Genomic DNA, 16,675 nt, shown 5'->3' with positions numbered 1-16,675 from the left:
GCGTCGCCGGTCGAGCCGGTCGCGCCGAATGCTGCGTCGCCGGTCGAGCCGGTCGCGCCGAATGCTGCGTCGCCGGTCGAGCCGGTCGCGCCGAATGCTGCGTCGCCGGTCGAGCCGGTCGCGCCGAATGCTGCGTCGCCGGTCAAGCCTGACGCCCCGAATGCTGCGACGCCGGTCGCCCCGAGCGCTGCGACGCCGGAGACCCCGAGGGCTCCTGCTGAGCCGGTCGCGCCGAGCGCTGCGACGCCGGCCGCCGAGCCCCGTCGCCCCAGCTTCGATGACGACGACGACGTGCCGTACTCGCCTCGTGTGTTCGCGTTCGAGGAGCCGGTGGCCCTCCCGGTCGTCCCGCCGACGCCCGAGACACCTGCACCGGTTGCCTCCACCCCCGACGCGTCGCAGGAGCGGCCGACGGTCCTGCCGGTGGCCGCGGAGGCCCCTGCCGCGCCGACGCCCACCCCCTCGGCCCCGGTCTCGGCCGCTCCGCCGACGCCCGCCACGGACGTCGAGCCCGCCGCGGACGCCCAGCCCACGCAGGTCATGCACCCCGTCGTCGAGCCGGCTGCGCAGGCAGGCTCGACGCCTCCCGTGTCGCCCTTCGCCCCGGCGACGTCGGCGTGGACCAGCGCTGCGACGTCGGGCGCCGCGACGCCCCCCGCCCAGGAGGCTGCCGCCGCACCGGCACGCACCTCGATCGCGTCGGCGTTCACCCCGGTCGGCGCCCCTGAGGGGGCGGCGCCGGACGTCCCGACGGACGGCGGGTCGCCGCTCGACGGGATCTCCGGTGACAAGGCACCCAGCCGCCTGCCCAAGGTGGCGCTGTGGGCGGGGATCGGGGTCGTCGTGCTCGGCGGGCTCTACACCGGGGCGCAGTGGTTCTACTCGGACAAGGTCCCGCCGGAGACCACCGTGGCAGGGGTGTCCGTGGGAGGCCTCGACACGACGGCGGCCACGGCTGCGCTCGAGAAGGGGCTCGGCGGACGCGCTGCCGAGCCGATCACGCTCCAGGCAGGAGCCTCGACGACGACGCTCGACCCGGCAGCAGCCGGGCTCGCGTTCGACGCGCAGGCGACGGCCGACGAGCTCACGTCGTTCTCGATGAGTCCCGTCCAGCTCTGGAAGCACGTCTTCGGGGGCACGGACGAGGAGCCCGTGACGACGGTCGACGACAAGAAGCTCGAGGCCCAGGTCGCCGAGCTCAAGGCCCGGCTCGCGCTCGAGCCTGTCGACGGCAACGTCGTGTTCACGGACGGGCAGCCCGTGGCTACGCCGGCGCAGGACGGCGCGGAGATCGTCGAGGACGAGTCGATCGAGATCATCAGCACCTCCTGGCTCACGGGCTCCGACCCGCTCGACCTCCCGACGACCCCGGAAGCACCGGCCGTCACGCAGGAGGAGACGGACGCGGCGCTCGCTCAGGCGCAGAGCGTCGTCTCGGCCCCCGTCACGGTCGCGGTCGGCGGTCAGCAGGCCGAGCTCTCGCCCGACGTCCTTGCGTCCGCAGCCGCCTTCAACCCGACGGACGGCGCGCTCCAGCTCACCTTCGACGGCCCGACGCTGCTCGAGGCCGTCGTCGCGGGGACCGACAACCTGCTCGACGAGGCAGCGGACGCGAAGTTCGTCTTCGTCAACGGAGCGCCCGTCATCGAAGGGGGCGAGCCAGGCACCACGATCGATCCGGTCGCCCTGAGCTCGGCGGTCACGACGGCCGCCCTCGGCACCGAGCGGACGGCGACGGTCGAGCTCACGCAGTCGGACCCTGCCGAGTCGGTCGCGGCGCTCGAGGCGCTCGGCGTCAAGGAGAAGATCTCCGAGTTCTCCACGAACCTGACGAGCGACGCCCAGCGCACCGAGAACCTCAGGGTCGGGGCGAGCAAGGTCAACGGCACTCTGGTCAAGCCGGGCGAGACGTTCTCCCTGACGGACACCCTGTCCCCGATCACGGCGGCCGGCGGCTACTACTCGGCGGGCATCGTCCAGGACGGCAAGCACGTCGAGGGCATCGGTGGAGGTCTGTCGCAGATGGCCACGACGACCTACAACGCCGGTTTCTACGCGGGGCTCGAGGATGTCGAGCACCGTCAGCACAGCTACTGGTTCAGCCGCTACCCCGCCGGTCGTGAGGCGACGATCTTCGTCGGCTCGATCGACATGAAGTTCAAGAACAACACGCCCTACGGTGTGCTCATGCAGTCCTGGATCGGCGGCGGCCAGCTCCACGTGGCGATCTGGAGCACGAAGTACTGGACCGTGCAGGAGTCCTCGAGCGGCAAGCAGAACGTGGTCGAGCCGACCACGGTGACGCACTCGGGACCGGGCTGCGTACCCCAGGCCAAGGGCAACGCGGGCTTCTCCATCACGACGTATCGCAAGCTCCTCCTCGAGGGGAAGGTCGTCAAGGAGGAGTCGGACCGGTGGACGTACAAGCCGGACAACCAGGTCGTCTGCGGGCCCTGAGCCCGCAGTGACGGACCTCCGCCGGTACGCGCCCGGTTGAGGTGAGCGGGTCGAGACCGACGGGTCTCGGCCCGCTCGTCGCTTCCGGGTGCGGGCGACGGCCGGCGGGCGGGCCCCTGCGTCTCAGGGGAGCTCGCGCTCCCCGTCGGCAGGGGGCCCGCCGCTAGACTGCTCGTCGGACGCTGACAGGCGCCGCGCACGCGCGGCAACCGCGAGAGGCAGGGCGAGGACACTCGATGCTCGGACGTAGTGAACGCGAGTCGGGGGCCCACGCACGGCTCGCCGCACAGATCGCGAAGTGGCACGGCGCGGACGGCTGGCCCGCGGGCACGGGGGCGGACGACCTGCTGGACCTGGGGTCCACGTCGACGACCCTCGCGACGGTCGCGAGCATTGACGACCTGGCTGCGGTCGTGCACATCGGCCACCCGGCGCAGCCGTCCCACGACCTCGAGCGTGCGCTGCTGGCCGCGGCGCCGTCGCTGGTCATCACGTCCGCGGTCGCGGTCCCCGCGCAGTGGGTGTGGGCCGGTCGCCCGGGGCAGTCCACGGGCAGCGTCGTCGTCGACGAGGCCGGCATGCGCGACTGCCGTCACGTCCTGCGGACGCTGGGGGCGAACCCCCGCCTCGTCCCGTCACGGACCGCGCTCGACGAGAGGATCGCCCTGGCGGGGCCCAGCGGGACGCTCGTCGTCGAGCGCTCGGAGATCCCGGCCGGATGGGAGGAGATCCCCGGCAGCGCGCGCCTGAGCGAGGGCGCGCCGATCTGGTACGGCCTGGTCGAGGCCCGTCGTCCCGCACCGGAGTTCGCGGGCGAGGCACAGGTCTGGTTCGCGTTCGGCCCGCGCGACGACCACCGCGGCTCGCTCCAGCAGACCCTCTCGGTCATCGCGGAGAGCGGGATCGACATGCAGCACCTGCGCAGCCACCGCTCGTCGGCGGGCCCGCACATCTTCTTCTCGTCCTTCTCGTGCCCCGACGCCTCGGTGCTGACCGGGCTCATCGCCGAGCTGTCCTCGCGCGACGTCGCCCACCGGGTGCTCGCGGTCCTCCCGGGCCGGGAGTTCGTCCCGGGGCCGGACGCCCTGGCCCCGCAGTGGGCGCCGGAGCACGTGGGCTCGTGACCAGGGTCGCCTACCTCGGGCCGGAGGGGACGTTCACGCACCAGGCGGCGGTCCGGTGGGTGCGCGCGCAGGCAGCCCCGGGAGCAGGCCCGACGACGTCGCTCGCCCGGGGTGGCGACGGCACGGACGGCGGCGCGGACGTCGAGCTCGTCCCGGCGCCGACCGTGACCGACGTCTACGCGGGGGTCGCCTCGGGAGAGCTCGACCACGGCATCGTGGCGATCGAGAACTCGGTCGAGGGGTACGTGGTCCCGTCGCTCGACGCGATCGTGGGCAGCGAGGACGTCGTCGCGATCGACGAGGTGGTCCTGGAGATCACGTTCGACGCGTTCGTCCGCCCGGGGCACGGTGAGCTGACCGAGGTCACGGCTCACCCGCACGGGCTGGCCCAGTGCCAGGACTTCGTGGTGCGGTCGGGCGCGGTCCCCGTCCCGGCGTCGTCCAACGCTGCGGCGTGCCGTGACGCGACCGAGCACCAGATCGCGATCGGTCCTGCCATCTGCGGCGAGCTGTACGGCCTCGACCTGCTCGAGGCCGGGGTCGAGGACTTCCGCGGCGCACGGACGAGGTTCCTGACGATCGTCCGACGCGACCGGGCGCAGGTCGCCCTCGCCGCCGCACGGGCGGGCGGGGCGGACGCCCAGTGGCGCACCATGCTCGCGCTGACGCCGCACGTCACTGGGCCCGGTGTGCTGGCGAGGATCACGCAGGCGTTCGGGGCGGGGGGCGTGAACCTGTCGAGCCTCATCACGCGCCCGCTCAAGGCGCTCGAGGGCAAGTACGTGTTCGTCCTGACGGTCGACGCCGCACCCTGGGAGCCTGCCGTGCGCGAGGTCCTCGACGGGCTGCTCCGGGCGGGGGACTCGGTCAAGACGCTGGGGGTCTTCCCGGCGCGGGGGGAGCTCGACGAGGCGCTGTCCACCGACCACGTCCCGGTGGGGTCGGTCCGGGCAGGGGCCGGGGCCGACGAGCTCGACCGGGGGCTGCTGTGGGCGTGAGGCGCGACGAGGCTGCGTACCGCGACGGCCCTCGGACGGTCGCCGTCCTGGGGCTCGGGCTCATCGGCGGGTCGCTGGCCCGGCGTCTGGTCCGCGAGGGCGTGACGGTCACGGGGTACGACGCCTCGGCCGAGACGCGGGCGCAGGCTGCGGACGCCGGGATCTGGGTGGTCGAGGACGTCGAGTCGTTGTGCGTGTCGGCCCCGGAGGTCCTGGTCCTCGCGGTCCCGCTGCGGGCCATGCGCCCCGTGGCGACCGAGGTCGCCCGGCACCTGCCGGCGACGACGGTCGTCACGGACGTCGGGTCCGTCAAGGGGCCGGTACGCGAGGTCCTGGAGGGGTGCGGCCTGGGGGACCGGTACGTCGGCGCGCACCCCATGGCCGGGACCGAGGCGTCGGGGTTCGCCGCGTCGTCGGCGGGGCTGCTCGACGGGGCTCGGTGGGCCGTCACGGTCACCGACAGGACCCGCGCCGAGCCGCTCGCGACCGTGCTGGCGCTCGTGACGGGCGCCGCGGGCGGTCGCGCCTTCGTGCTGACCGACGACGTGCACGACGAAGCCGCAGCGCTCATCAGCCACGTCCCGCACGCGTTCGCGATCGAGCTGCTCAACCTCGTGTCCGCCGCCCCGGTCCGGGAGGTGGCGCTGGCGCTGGCCGCAGGGAGCTTCCGGGACGGGACGCGCGTGGGTCGGACGGACCCACGTCGGACCGAGGCCATGCTCACCGAGAACGCCGGCTGGGTCGCTCCGGCGCTGCGGCTCGCGGCGCGCGACCTCGAGGCGCTCGCGACGGCGCTGGAGGCGAACGCCGCCACGCCGGAGTTCTTCGACCGGGCCGACGACGTCCGGGCGACGTGGCAGCCCCAGGGAGCGGCCGCGGTCGTGCCCGCGGCACCTGGCGGGTCGCTGCCGACGGGGCCCCTGCCGACGGCGTCGCTGCCGCCGGGCGGGTCAGCGACGCCGGGTGGTGCGGACGGCGTCGGGACGGAGCGGTTGTCGGTCGACCTCGGAGAGCCGGAGTGGTTCTCCGAGCTCGTCGAGCTCGCTCTCGGGGGGTGGGCGGTCGTCGCGGTGCACGGTGACCTGGTGGAGCTCGCGCGCTAGGGCTCCACGCGCCCGGCACGCCTACCACGGGCGTGCCGGGCGGAGATGCGGTCGCGCGCAGGCCGCCCGCCGCCCGCCGCCTGCCGCACGCCGCGCGTGTGTCGGTGGTGGGTGGAACCGTGGGCGTCATGGAGATCACACGGATTCAGCCGGCCGGGCTCGTCGTGAGCCCGGCGTTCAGCCATGTCGCGATCGTCCCGCCGGGCGCCACGACCATCTACGTCGGCGGCCAGAACGGCGTCGACGACACGGGGGCGGTCGTCTCGGACGACGTCGCCGAGCAGTCGGTCCGGACCATCGACAACGTGAGCGTCGCGCTCGAGGCGGCGGGTGCCACGCTCGCCGACGTCGTGCAGTGGACGGTGCTGCTGGTCGAGGACGCCGACCTGGGCGCGGCCTACGGCGCGATCGCGCCCCGGCTCGCCGGGCCGGGGGTGCCGCCGCTCGTGACGGCCGCGCGCGTCGCGGGCCTGGGCGTGCCCGGTGCGCTCATCGAGGTGAGCGCGATCGCGGCGGTCGTCCCCGCCTGAGACGGTCAGTCGACCGGCTGACGCGGCAGCCTGCGAGGCGGCCGGGGTGGGATCCGCTTGGCGGCCACGAGCTGCTCGGCGGGGATCGTCACCTCGACCGACTCGTGCGAGCCGCCTGCGTCGGTGCGCAGGGTGATCGAGGCGCCGGGGGAGACCGACAGGACGATCCCGATCACGTCGGTCACCGACTTCGCCTCCCCGGTCGCGGGGGCCTGGGTGGCGCGCGCCTCGTCCGGCGTGAGGCGTCGCCGGACCACGACGCGAGCGCCCGGGGGCCAGGTGGCCCACTGCGGGTCGAGCGCCGGGCGCGGGGTGGAGTTCATCGTCGTGCTCACGCTCTCTTCGTCCGCCGATGGCCGGGATGCCCCGTTCCTGAGCGATACTAGGGGGAAGTGCTCGGTGCAGCAGGTGAAAGGGAACCTCCGACGTGACGTACGTGATTGCTCAGCCTTGTGTGGACGTGAAGGACAAGGCGTGCATCGAGGAGTGTCCGGTGGACTGCATCTATGAGGGCAAGCGGTCGTTGTACATCCATCCGGACGAGTGCGTGGACTGTGGTGCGTGCGAGCCGGTGTGTCCGGTGGAGGCGATCTACTACGAGGACGACGTGCCGTCGGAGTGGAGCGACTACTACCGGGCGAACGTGGAGTTCTTCGACGATCTGGGGTCGCCGGGTGGTGCGGCGAAGATGGGCATGATCGAGAAGGACGACCCGATGATCGCGGCCCTGGCCCCGCAGGCCTGAGCGCGGGCAGCGGAGCATGGGATTCGCCGACCTGGGGGGCCTCGCCTACCCGTGGGACTCACTCTTGCCCTACGCGGAGCGTGCACGCGCGCACCCGCGAGGCATCGTCGACCTGTCGATCGGCACGCCGGTGGACCCGACCCCTGCCGTCGTCCGTGACGCGCTCGCCGCAGCCGGCGACGCGCACGGCTACCCGACCACGCACGGGACCTCCGCGCTGCGCGAGGCCGTCGTGGGCTGGTTCGACCGCCGTCGCGGCGTGCCCGGGCTCGACCCCGACGCGGTCCTGCCCACGGTGGGCTCCAAGGAGCTCGTCGGTCTGCTGCCCTCGCTGCTGAGGCTGGGACCGGGGGACGTCGTCGTGCACCCCGCCACGGCCTACCCGACGTACGACGTCGGCGCGCGCCTCGCCGGGGCGACCCCGCTCGCGACGGACCGGGTCGAGGACTGGGCCGGGCGCAGCGACGTGCGGCTCGTCTGGGTCAACTCGCCGGGCAACCCGACGGGGGAGGTCATGGGCGTCGAGGAGCTCGCGCGCGTCGTGGCGGCGGCCCGCGAGATCGGGGCGCTCGTCGTGAGCGACGAGTGCTATGCCGAGCTCGCGTGGGAGGAGCCGTTCGCGAGCCAGGGGGTGCCGAGCATCCTCGACCCGCGGGTGAGCGGGGGCTCGACGCAGGGCCTGCTCGCGGCGTACTCGCTGTCGAAGCAGTCGAACCTCGCGGGGTACCGGGCCGCGTTCGTCGCGGGCGACCCGGCGGTCGTCGCGGACCTGCTGACGACGCGCAAGCACCTGGGCATGATCGTGCCCGCGCCGGTCCAGGCGGCCATGGTCGCGGCTCTCACGGACGACGCGCACGTCGCGGCGCAGCGCGAGGTCTACCGGCGCCGTCGGGACGTGCTGCTGCCCGCGCTCGGAGAGGTCGGGCTGCAGGTCGACGGCTCCCAGGCGGGGCTCTACCTGTGGTCGCGCCCCGCGGGCGCGGCGGACGAGCAGGGGGACTGCTGGTCGGTCGTGGGGGACCTCGCCGACCTCGGGATCCTCGTGGGTCCGGGCGCGTTCTACGGCCCGGCGGCCGCGGGGCATGTGCGGGTCGCCCTCACCGCGAGCGACGAGAGGGTGCACGAGGCTGCGGCCCGGCTCTCCGGCCGGTAGCTGCACGACGGCCTCATGGTCATGGAGAGATTGTTGGTGCAATCCCTCCACGTTCTCGCCTGTGACTCGCATCACACCCGCGTGGCGGTTTTGTGACCGTTCCAGATTGGTCACGTGTGGGTGAAGCGAGTACCGTCGACGCAGGCCAATGCTGTCCGACGTTCTCGGCCATCCACCCGGGCCGGACAGGTGACGATCTCGCAGCGACACCACGAAAGACACGCGCAGCCACCCGCAGGGGGTGCGGCAGCGCGCAAGGAAGGAAGACATGACCACCACCCAGCAGGCGACAGTTCGGCTCGTCGTCAACGAATCGAGCCAGGACCTGCCCGTGGTCGCAGCGTCCGAGGGCAACGACGGCATCGTCGTCTCCTCGTTGCTGAAGTCGACCGGGCTCGTCACCGTGGACCCCGGGTTCATGAACACCGCCTCGTGCGAGTCGGAGATCACGTACATCGACGGCGACGCGGGCATCCTGCGCTACCGCGGCTACCCGATCGACCAGCTCGCCGAGAAGTCGACGTTCCTCGAGGTCGCCTACCTCCTGATCCACGGAGAGCTCCCCGACGGGCCCACGCTCGACGCGTTCGTCGAGCGCGTCAACCGCCACACCCTGGTGCACGAGGACTTCCGGACGTTCATGGGGACGTTCCCCCGCAACGCGCACCCCATGGCCGTGCTCTCCTCGGCCATCAACGCGCTGTCGACGTTCTACCCCGACTCGCTCGACCCGTTCGACGACGACACGGTCGAGCTCGCGACGGTCCTGCTCCTGGCCAAGACGCGGACCATCACGTCCTACCTCCACCGCCGGGCCGTGGGCGAGCCGCTGCTGTACCCGGACTACTCGCGCGGCTACGTCGACGACTTCCTGCGCATGACCTTCGCGACGCCCTACGAGAAGTACGAGTCCGACCCGACCGTGGTCGACGCGCTCGACAAGCTCCTCATCCTGCACGCGGACCACGAGCAGAACTGCTCGACCTCGACGGTCCGCGTCGTGGGCTCGAGCCACGCGAACCTCTACGCCTCGGTCGCCGCCGGGGTCAACGCCCTCTCGGGCCCGCTGCACGGTGGCGCGAACGAGGCCGTCCTGTCGATGCTGGACAAGATCCAGCACAGCGACTTCGACGTCGACACCTTCATGAAGAAGGTGAAGGACAAGGAGGACGGCGTCCGGCTCATGGGCTTCGGGCACCGGGTCTACAAGAACTACGACCCGCGCGCCGCGATCGTCAAGGCCAAGGCCGACGCGGTCCTCTCGACCCTCGGCAAGAAGGACGAGCTCCTCGACATCGCGCTGCGTCTCGAGGAGATCGCGCTCAACGACGACTACTTCATCGAGCGCAAGCTCTACCCGAACGTCGACTTCTACACCGGCCTGATCTACAAGGCCATGGGCTTCTCGCCGGCCATGTTCACGCCGCTGTTCGCGCTGGGCCGCATGCCCGGCTGGATCGCGCAGTGGCGCGAGATGATGAAGGACCCCCAGACCAAGATCGGGCGCCCGCGCCAGGTGTACACGGGTGCGACCGAGCGCCCGTACGTGCCGGTCGACGGTCGCTGACCTCGCCCACGCGTCCGCCCGACGGCGCCTCGCACCTCACGGTGCGGGGCGCCGTCGGCGTCTCCCGGCTCGTGCCGTCCTCGACGAGGAAGCAGCGAGGGCCGGTCAGGGCTCGTCGGTCGTCGCGACCGTGACGCGGACCTGACCCGGGCCGGGGTGCGGCGAACCGTCGGTGGCTGCCTCGGCGGCGGCCCACTCGGGCGACTCGCGGGACCACGTCCGGTCTCCGACGTCGACCTGCACGACGTCCGTCGCGTCGGCGCTCGCCACGGCCCACTGGGCGACGGCCCAGCCGGCCCGGTCCGCCTCCGGAGGGTTCCCTGCGAGCGGCAGGGCGTCGACCGTCACGGCCGCTCCGTCGGCGCTGAGAGGCAGGTCGCCGAGATCACGCTGCACCCTTGCCTCCAGGCCGGAGACGGACTCCTCGGTGCTCACGAGCGTCGCGGGGTCGACCGGGGCCAGGTCGCACGTCAGCGTGCCCTGGGAGTTTCCCGTGAGGGCGGAGGCCCAGGCGCGGGAACGGGACTCGTGCTGGGCGTACGCGTCGGGGAACCCTGATCGCTGCACGGCCTGGGCGGCCACGGTCACGGGCAGCTCGGTGTAGCCGTCGACCTTGTCGAGGCCGTCGTAGAACGCCGTCGTCGAGTAGACGGGATCCATGATCTGCTCGATCGTGCCCCAGCCCTGGGAGGGGCGCTGCTGGAACAGTCCGATCGAGTCGCGGTCGCCGTAGTCGATGTTGAGCAGGCGTGACTCCTGCAGGGCGGTCGCGAGGCCGATCGTGGCAGCGCGTGCAGGCATCCCTCGCCGCACGGTCGTCACGGCGATGAGCGCGGCGTTGTCGGACTGTGCGGGGGACAGGTGCCAGGCCTGCCCGTCTGCCGTGGCGGCGCAGCGCTCGGCCACCGGGCTGTGGTCGTCGAGCCGGTTGAGGGCCAGGACGACTCCCGTCGTCGCGACCGCGAGCACGGCGACGACCGTGACGGCGAGTCGCAGCGGACGTCGTCGCCGTCGATCGCGGGGCATGCGCGGCGCGGACCCTGGGCCCTCCGGTCCGAAGATGGGCGCGGTGCCCTGCGGACCGGAGGAACCCCTGGTGGCGGACACGTCAGTTGGCGTGCAGCGCGGCGTTGAGCTCGATCCCGACGCCCGTGCGCGAGACCGCCTCGACACCGCCCGTCAGGGAGTTGCGACGGAAGAGCAGGTTGGCCTGTCCCGAGAGCTCGCGCGCCTTGACGACGACCGGGGCGCCGTCGGGGCCGCTGCGGCCGACGAGCGTCACCTTGGTCCCGGCGGTCACGTAGAGGCCGGACTCGACGACGCAGTCGTCCCCGAGCGGGATGCCGAGCCCGGCGTTGGCGCCGAGCAGCGAGCGCTGGCCGATCGAGATGACCTCGCGGCCGCCGCCGGACAGGGTGCCCATGATGGACGCGCCGCCGCCGATGTCGGACCCGTCGCCCACGACGACTCCGGCCGAGATGCGGCCCTCGACCATCGAGGTGCCGAGCGTCCCGGCGTTGAAGTTGACGAAACCCTCGTGCATGACGGTCGTGCCCGCGGCGAGGTGAGCGCCGAGGCGCACCCGGTCGGCGTCGGCGATGCGGACGCCCGAGGGGACGACGTAGTCGACCATGCGGGGGAACTTGTCGACGCCGAGGACCTGGACCGGCTGGCCCGTCGCGGCGCGCAGGCGCAGGCGGGTCTCCTCGAAGCCCTCGACCGCGCACGGTCCGTGGTTGGTCCACACGACGTTGGTCAGCGCCCCGAAGACGCCGTCCAGGTTGAGACCGTGCGGGGTGACGAGGCGGTGCGAGAGCAGGTGCAGGCGCAGGTAGGCGTCGGCCGCACCCGCGGGGGCCGCGTCGAGGTCGATCTCGGTGCGCACGACCACGACGTCCACGCGGCGCGCGTCGTCGCGCTCCGTGAGGGCGTCGAGCGAGGCGGGGGAGGTCTCGTCCGCCGGGGCCTGCCCGAGGGCGGGGGACGGGTACCAGACGTCGAGGACGGTGCCCTCGTCGGTCACGGTGGCGAGGCCGAAGGCCCAGGCGGTGCGGGGGCCGGGTGCGGCGCCGGTGGGAGTCGCTGAAGTCATGCCTTCACCCTATCCGCCACTCCCGGCCGACCGGTGAACCGTCCGGGTAGGGTCTGCGTGTGACCAGCGACGAGACTCCCGACCAGACCTCCGACCAGACCACGCCGACCGTGCCGCCGCCGGCGATCCGGCTCGACCTCGACGGCGACCTCACGGCGCTCTTCCGCGCGGTGTGCGACGTGCCGTCCGTGAGCGGGGACGAGAAGGCCCTGGCCGACGCGATCGAGGCCGCGCTGCGACCGCTCGCGCACCTGGACGTCGTGCGCGACGGCAACGCGATCGTCGCCCGCACGCACCTCGGGCGCTCGCGCCGCGTCGTGATCGCCGGGCACATCGACACCGTGCCGCTGACCGACCCGCCGAACCTGCCCACCCGCCTGGTCGGCGAGGGCGCCCAGGCCGAGATCTGGGGGCGAGGGACGGTCGACATGAAGGGCGGGCTCTCGGTGCAGCTCGCGCTCGCGGCGTCCCTCACGGAGCCCAACCAGGACGTCACCTGGGTCTTCTACGACCTCGAGGAGGTCGCGTCCGACCTCAACGGCCTGGGCCGCCTCGCACGCAACCACCCCGAGCTCCTGCAGGGCGACTTCGCGATCCTCGGCGAGGCCACGGCCGCGGGCATCGAGGGCGGCTGCAACGGGACGCTGCGCGTCGAGGTACGGGTCCCCGGGGTCGCGGCGCACTCGGCGCGCGCGTGGATGGGGTCCAACGCGATCCACTCGGCGTCGGTCGTGCTCGACCGCCTCGCGGCCTACGAGCCCGCGTCGATCGAGGTCGAGGGGCTCGTCTACCGCGAGGGCATGAACGCCGTCGGTATCCGCGGCGGCATCGCGGGGAACGTCGTCCCGGACGAGTGCGTGGTCACGGTCAACTACCGCTTCGCGCCCTCGAGGTCGCTGCCCGACGCCGAGGCGCACGTCCGCGACCTGTTCTCCGGTTTCGAGGTGGTCGTCACCGACGCCGCTCCGGGTGCACGCCCAGGGCTCGACGACCCGCTCGCGGCCGACTTCGCCGCCACGGTGCTCGAGCTCACGGGCGGGGCGCCCGCCCCCAAGTACGGCTGGACGGACGTCGCCCGCTTCGCCGAGATGGGGATCCCGGCCGTGAACTTCGGCCCCGGCGACCCCGTGCTCGCGCACAAGGACGACGAGCGTTGCCCGGTCGGCCACCTCGCGCTGTGCCACGACGCGCTGCGCGAGTGGCTCACCCGCTGATCGTCCCCGCCACCGGTACCGGGACGGCTTAGGCTCGAGAGCATGAGCGACGACGGAGTTCCCCAGGCAGGCACCGGCTACCGCAAGGGTCCGGTGCTGCTGCGGGGCGAGCAGATTCCCCAGCAGACGACCGACCAGCGGCTGCTCGACACCGCGGGCAGCGCGGACTGGGTGCACAGCGACCCGTGGCGGGTCATGAGGATCCAGAGCGAGTTCGTCGAGGGCTTCGGCGCCCTCGCCGAGGTCGGCCCGGCGGTGTCGGTCTTCGGGTCGGCGCGCACGAGTCCCGACCACCCGGACTACGCGCTGGCCGAGCAGGTCGGCCGGCTTCTCGCCGAGCGCGACCTCGCGGTCATCACGGGCGGCGGGCCCGGGATCATGGAGGCCGCGAACAAGGGCGCCAACGAGGCGGGAGGCCTGTCGATCGGCCTCGGCATCGAGCTGCCGTTCGAGCAGGGCATGAACAAGTACGTCAACCTCGGCGTGAACTTCCGGTACTTCTTCGCCCGTAAGACGATGTTCGTGAAGTACGCGCAGGGCTTCGTCGTCCTGCCGGGCGGGTTCGGCACGTTCGACGAGCTCTTCGAGGCGCTGACCCTGGTCCAGACGCACAAGGTCACCGAGTTCCCCATCGCGCTCGTGGACACCGAGTACTGGCAGGGCCTGCTCGACTGGGCGCGCACGACCGTCGCCGGGCGCGGCATGATCAGCGCGCACGACCTCGACCTGCTGTACCTGTGCGACGACCCGGCAGAGGCCGTCGAGTACGTGTGCGAACGTGGCGCGGAGCTGCGTGCGGAAGAGCTCGAGGCCGTGGCCGACACGGCAACCGCCCAGCAGCGGGCGTCCGGCGACCGGTGACCGAGGTTGTGCCCCCGGTGCAGGGTGACCGGACGTCAGGACGGCGCACGTCGTCGGAGGTTCCCTCGCCGGTCCCTCCGCAGTGCGCACCGCTCGTCCTGCGAGGGCGTGAGGTCGGCGTCGACGAGTCGGCTCCCGGGCGCCCCCAGCGCCCCGTGGTCATGGCGATCGTCAACCGCACGACCGACTCGTTCTACGCCCCGGCACGCCAGCTCGACGACGGCGCGGCGCTCGAGGCCGTCGCACGGGCGTGGTCCGAGGGGGCTGCCATCGTCGACGTCGGGGGAGTGCGCGCCGGCACCGGCCCCGAGGTCACCGCGGCCGAGGAGATCCGACGCGTCGTGCCCTTCGTGGGACGGGTGCGTGCGGAGTTCCCCGACCTGCTCGTGAGCGTCGACACCTGGCGCGCCGAGGTCGCCCGCGAGGCGGCCCTGGCCGGGGCGGACCTGATCAACGACACCTGGGCCGGGCACGACCCGGCCCTGGTCGAGGTCGCGGGCGAGCTCGGCGTGGGCGTCGTGTGCTCGCACACGGGCGGGGCCGTGCCGCGCACCGACCCGTTCCGCGTCGCGTACCCGACTGCGGAGCAGGACGAGGCGAGCCGACCGCACGACCCCCGTGACGCCGTCGTGCAGGACGTCGTGGCGACCCTGACGGCCGCCGCGGCGCGCGCGGTCGCCTGCGGCGTGCCGCCCGCGTCCGTCCTCGTCGACCCGACGCACGACTTCGGCAAGAACACCTGGCACTCGCTCCACCTGGTGCGCAGGACGCAGGCGCTCGCGGGGCTCGGCTACCCGCTGCTCATGGCGTTCTCGCGCAAGGACTTCGTCGGCGAGACGCTCGACCTGCCCGTCGACGAGCGGCTCGAGGGCACGCTCGCGGCGACCGCGGTCGCCGCGTGGCTCGGCGCCCGCGTGTTCCGCGCGCACGACGTCGCCGCGACCCGTCGGGTCCTGGAGACGGTTGCGGCGATCCGCGGAGACGCACCGCCGGCTCGCGCGCTGCGCGGTCTGGCGTGAGCCGCCGCGACGTGGCCGCGGGCGGGGCGAGCCGCGCGGACGGACCCGCTCGGTCACCGCGGCAGCCCGCCCGCCCGCTCCCCGCCGTGCTGGCTCCCGCGCGGTGGCACTGGTGGGTCCAGGTGCTCGCGGTCTACGTCACGGCCCGGCTCGTGACCGCCATGATCCTCCTGGTCGTCTCGCGCTGGCAGGAGGCCAACCTCTGGACCGACGCCGCGCCGTCGTACAGCGCGTGGACGGGACGGATGTGGGACGCCTCGTGGTACCAGCAGATCGCCGAGGACGGGTACCCCGCAGAGCTGCCCGTCGGGTCCGACGGGGCCGTGCAGCAGAACGTCTGGGCCTTCTACCCCCTGTTCCCGTTCCTGGTCCGCGCGGTCCAGCAGGTCACCGGGCTGGGCTGGGACGTCGTGGCGCCCACGATCTCCCTGCTCTGCGGAGCGGGGGCGATGCTCGTCATCCATCGCCTCGTCGAACGGGCCGGGCACCGGGCCGTCGAGCGACGGCCCGGCCTGCCGCTCGCCACGGTCGCGCTCGTGAGCGTCTTCCCGTCCTCGGTCGTCCTCCAGGTCGCCTACACCGAGGCGCTCGCGCTGCTGCTGGTCGCCTCGGCCCTGTACCTGCTCTGGGCGCGGCGCTACGAGTGGGCAGGGCTCGTGATCGTGCTCCTCGGTTTCACGCGCGCGGTCGCGCTGCCGCTCGCGCTGGTCGTGGCGTGGCACGCCGTCGTGCGGTACCAGGAGTGGCGGCGGGCACGCCAGGAGATCCCCGCCGGAGCGCCGGGCGGTACGCCGGGCGGCCTGCCGCGCGACCGTCAGCCGGGCGTCGCCGCACAGGGAGGGCTGGTGGAGGGCGCGGTACCCACGGGCGCGGTGGCCCTCGCCGGGGACCGCGTCCCTCTGCCCTTCCCGTGGCGGGACGCCGTGCGGATCGCCGCCCTGCTCGTCGTCGCCGTGCTCAGCGGGCTGCTCTGGCAGCTCGTCTGCGGGATCGCGACCGGGCGCTCGGACGCGTACTTCCTGACGCAGGGCGCCTGGCGGGGGACCGGTCCCGTGGTGCCGTTCGTGCCCTGGCTCGACGTCTCGCGCGCGCTGTTCGGCGGCGCAGGGCCGTGGGTTCTGGCGGCTGTCCTGGCTGGCGTGGCGGCTCTCGGCCTGAGCCCGGTCTCGCGGCGGCTGGGCCCGGAGCTCCAGGCCTGGCCGCTGGCCTACCTGGGATACCTGGTCGCCGTGATCGAGCCCTGGACGAGCATCGTCAGGTTCCTGCTGCTCGCGTTCCCCCTCGGGGCCGTCACTCTCGGGTGGACCCGCTCTCGATGGTGGTTCTGGGGGTGCCTGGCCGCCGGGGTGGCAGGGCAGGCCTGGTGGGTCTGGGCGCTGTGGCGGCTCACGCCACCGAGCGGGTGGCCGCCGTAGCGAGTCCTGGCGCCGTGGCGTGCCGAGCGCGGGCTCGTCCCACCGAGTCCTGGCACGTCCTGCCACGTCTCAGGTCACGATCTGGGCATTTGCGGCCACGGCGTGTCGTATCGGTGAACTAGAATGGTACCTGGACGTCCTCTGGACGGTCGGCGCGGAGACGCGCCACCGACCTGCCGGGACGTCGACCACAGCAGTACTGGACTACGGAATGGAGAGCCCACAATGGCTGCGATGAAGCCGCGTACGGGGGATGGCCCGCTCGAGGTCACCAAGGAAGGTCGCGGCATCGTCATGCGCGTCCCGCTCGAGGGTGGCGGTCGACTCGTGGTGGAGCTCAACGCGACCGAGGCCAGCGAGCTGGGCGAGGCTCTCCAAGCCGTCGTGGGCTGAGACA

Annotated in this window: 16 protein-coding genes; 13 read left to right on the top strand and 3 right to left on the bottom strand. The window is 73.0% G+C overall.

The window, feature by feature from the left end; translation table 11 throughout:
• The first annotated feature begins 291 nt into the window (after positions 1-291).
• The 5 genes from WFH32_RS04860 (at position 292) to WFH32_RS04840 (ending at position 6,212) form a co-directional block, all read left to right on the top strand.
• A complete protein-coding gene (locus tag WFH32_RS04860) occupies positions 292-2,457 on the top strand; it encodes a VanW family protein (RefSeq protein WP_336706361.1) in 2,166 nt (721 codons plus the stop codon).
• A 236-nt stretch (positions 2,458-2,693) separates the two neighbouring features.
• The gene (locus WFH32_RS04855) at positions 2,694-3,581 is read left to right on the top strand and encodes a hypothetical protein (RefSeq protein ID WP_336706360.1); all 888 of its coding nucleotides are present in this window, start codon (positions 2,694-2,696) and stop codon (positions 3,579-3,581) included.
• Entirely contained in the window at positions 3,578-4,579 is a 1,002-nt protein-coding gene (locus tag WFH32_RS04850) for a prephenate dehydratase (protein ID WP_336706359.1), read from the top strand. The genes WFH32_RS04855 and WFH32_RS04850 overlap by 4 nt, the downstream gene beginning before the upstream one ends.
• Positions 4,576-5,682: a prephenate dehydrogenase gene (locus WFH32_RS04845; protein WP_336706358.1), complete on the top strand. Its 1,107-nt coding sequence runs from the start codon at positions 4,576-4,578 to the stop codon at positions 5,680-5,682. The genes WFH32_RS04850 and WFH32_RS04845 overlap by 4 nt, the downstream gene beginning before the upstream one ends.
• Before the next feature lie 128 nt (positions 5,683-5,810).
• Positions 5,811-6,212, top strand: a complete 402-nt coding sequence (locus WFH32_RS04840) for a RidA family protein (RefSeq protein WP_191794411.1) — start codon at positions 5,811-5,813, stop codon at positions 6,210-6,212.
• 5 nt (positions 6,213-6,217) lie between these two features.
• Here the strand turns inward: WFH32_RS04840 and WFH32_RS04835 are convergent, their stop codons facing one another.
• Complete coding sequence (locus tag WFH32_RS04835) at positions 6,218-6,547, bottom strand: DUF6725 family protein (RefSeq protein WP_318243944.1); 330 nt, start codon at positions 6,545-6,547, stop codon at positions 6,218-6,220.
• A 92-nt stretch (positions 6,548-6,639) separates the two neighbouring features.
• On the opposite strand from WFH32_RS04835, the gene fdxA reads away from it, so the two are divergent.
• The 3 genes from fdxA to WFH32_RS04820 all read left to right on the top strand — a co-directional run bounded on the left by fdxA (position 6,640) and on the right by WFH32_RS04820 (position 9,677).
• Positions 6,640-6,957 carry a ferredoxin gene (gene fdxA, locus WFH32_RS04830; protein WP_056764260.1) on the top strand — a complete coding sequence of 106 codons (318 nt, stop codon included), beginning with the start codon at positions 6,640-6,642 and terminating at the stop codon, positions 6,955-6,957.
• Positions 6,958-6,973: 16 nt separating this feature from the next.
• A complete protein-coding gene (gene dapC, locus WFH32_RS04825; RefSeq protein WP_336706357.1) occupies positions 6,974-8,110 on the top strand; it encodes a succinyldiaminopimelate transaminase in 1,137 nt (378 codons plus the stop codon).
• A 268-nt stretch (positions 8,111-8,378) separates the two neighbouring features.
• Positions 8,379-9,677: a citrate synthase gene (locus tag WFH32_RS04820; protein ID WP_191794409.1), complete on the top strand. Its 1,299-nt coding sequence runs from the start codon at positions 8,379-8,381 to the stop codon at positions 9,675-9,677.
• Between the two features lie 105 nt (positions 9,678-9,782).
• Here the strand turns inward: WFH32_RS04820 and WFH32_RS04815 are convergent, their stop codons facing one another.
• Together WFH32_RS04815 and dapD are read right to left on the bottom strand one after the other, a co-directional pair.
• Entirely contained in the window at positions 9,783-10,703 is a 921-nt protein-coding gene (locus WFH32_RS04815; RefSeq protein WP_191794408.1) for a hypothetical protein, read from the bottom strand.
• 82 nt (positions 10,704-10,785) lie between these two features.
• The gene (dapD, locus tag WFH32_RS04810; protein WP_191794407.1) at positions 10,786-11,769 is read right to left on the bottom strand and encodes a 2,3,4,5-tetrahydropyridine-2,6-dicarboxylate N-succinyltransferase; all 984 of its coding nucleotides are present in this window, start codon (positions 11,767-11,769) and stop codon (positions 10,786-10,788) included.
• 125 nt (positions 11,770-11,894) lie between these two features.
• On the opposite strand from dapD, the gene dapE reads away from it, so the two are divergent.
• From dapE to WFH32_RS04785, 5 genes are all read left to right on the top strand, one after another.
• A complete protein-coding gene (dapE, locus tag WFH32_RS04805; RefSeq protein WP_336706375.1) occupies positions 11,895-12,983 on the top strand; it encodes a succinyl-diaminopimelate desuccinylase in 1,089 nt (362 codons plus the stop codon).
• Positions 12,984-13,025: 42 nt separating this feature from the next.
• Complete coding sequence (locus WFH32_RS04800) at positions 13,026-13,844, top strand: TIGR00730 family Rossman fold protein (RefSeq protein WP_191794406.1); 819 nt, start codon at positions 13,026-13,028, stop codon at positions 13,842-13,844.
• Positions 13,845-14,005: 161 nt separating this feature from the next.
• Positions 14,006-14,863, top strand: coding sequence for a dihydropteroate synthase (folP, locus tag WFH32_RS04795; protein WP_442946301.1), 858 nt, complete (start codon positions 14,006-14,008; stop codon positions 14,861-14,863).
• 86 nt (positions 14,864-14,949) lie between these two features.
• Positions 14,950-16,278, top strand: coding sequence for a hypothetical protein (locus tag WFH32_RS04790; protein ID WP_336706356.1), 1,329 nt, complete (start codon positions 14,950-14,952; stop codon positions 16,276-16,278).
• 225 nt (positions 16,279-16,503) lie between these two features.
• A complete protein-coding gene (locus WFH32_RS04785; RefSeq protein ID WP_064506638.1) occupies positions 16,504-16,671 on the top strand; it encodes a DUF3117 domain-containing protein in 168 nt (55 codons plus the stop codon).
• Positions 16,672-16,675 lie beyond the last annotated feature (4 nt).

It is taken from the genome of Oerskovia sp. USHLN155 (assembly GCF_037145535.1).
In the GTDB taxonomy this organism is placed as follows: Bacteria; Actinomycetota; Actinomycetes; order Actinomycetales; family Cellulomonadaceae; genus Oerskovia; species Oerskovia rustica.
Note: the sequence above shows the minus strand (reverse complement) of the source record. Positions and strands in the feature narration are given on the sequence as shown.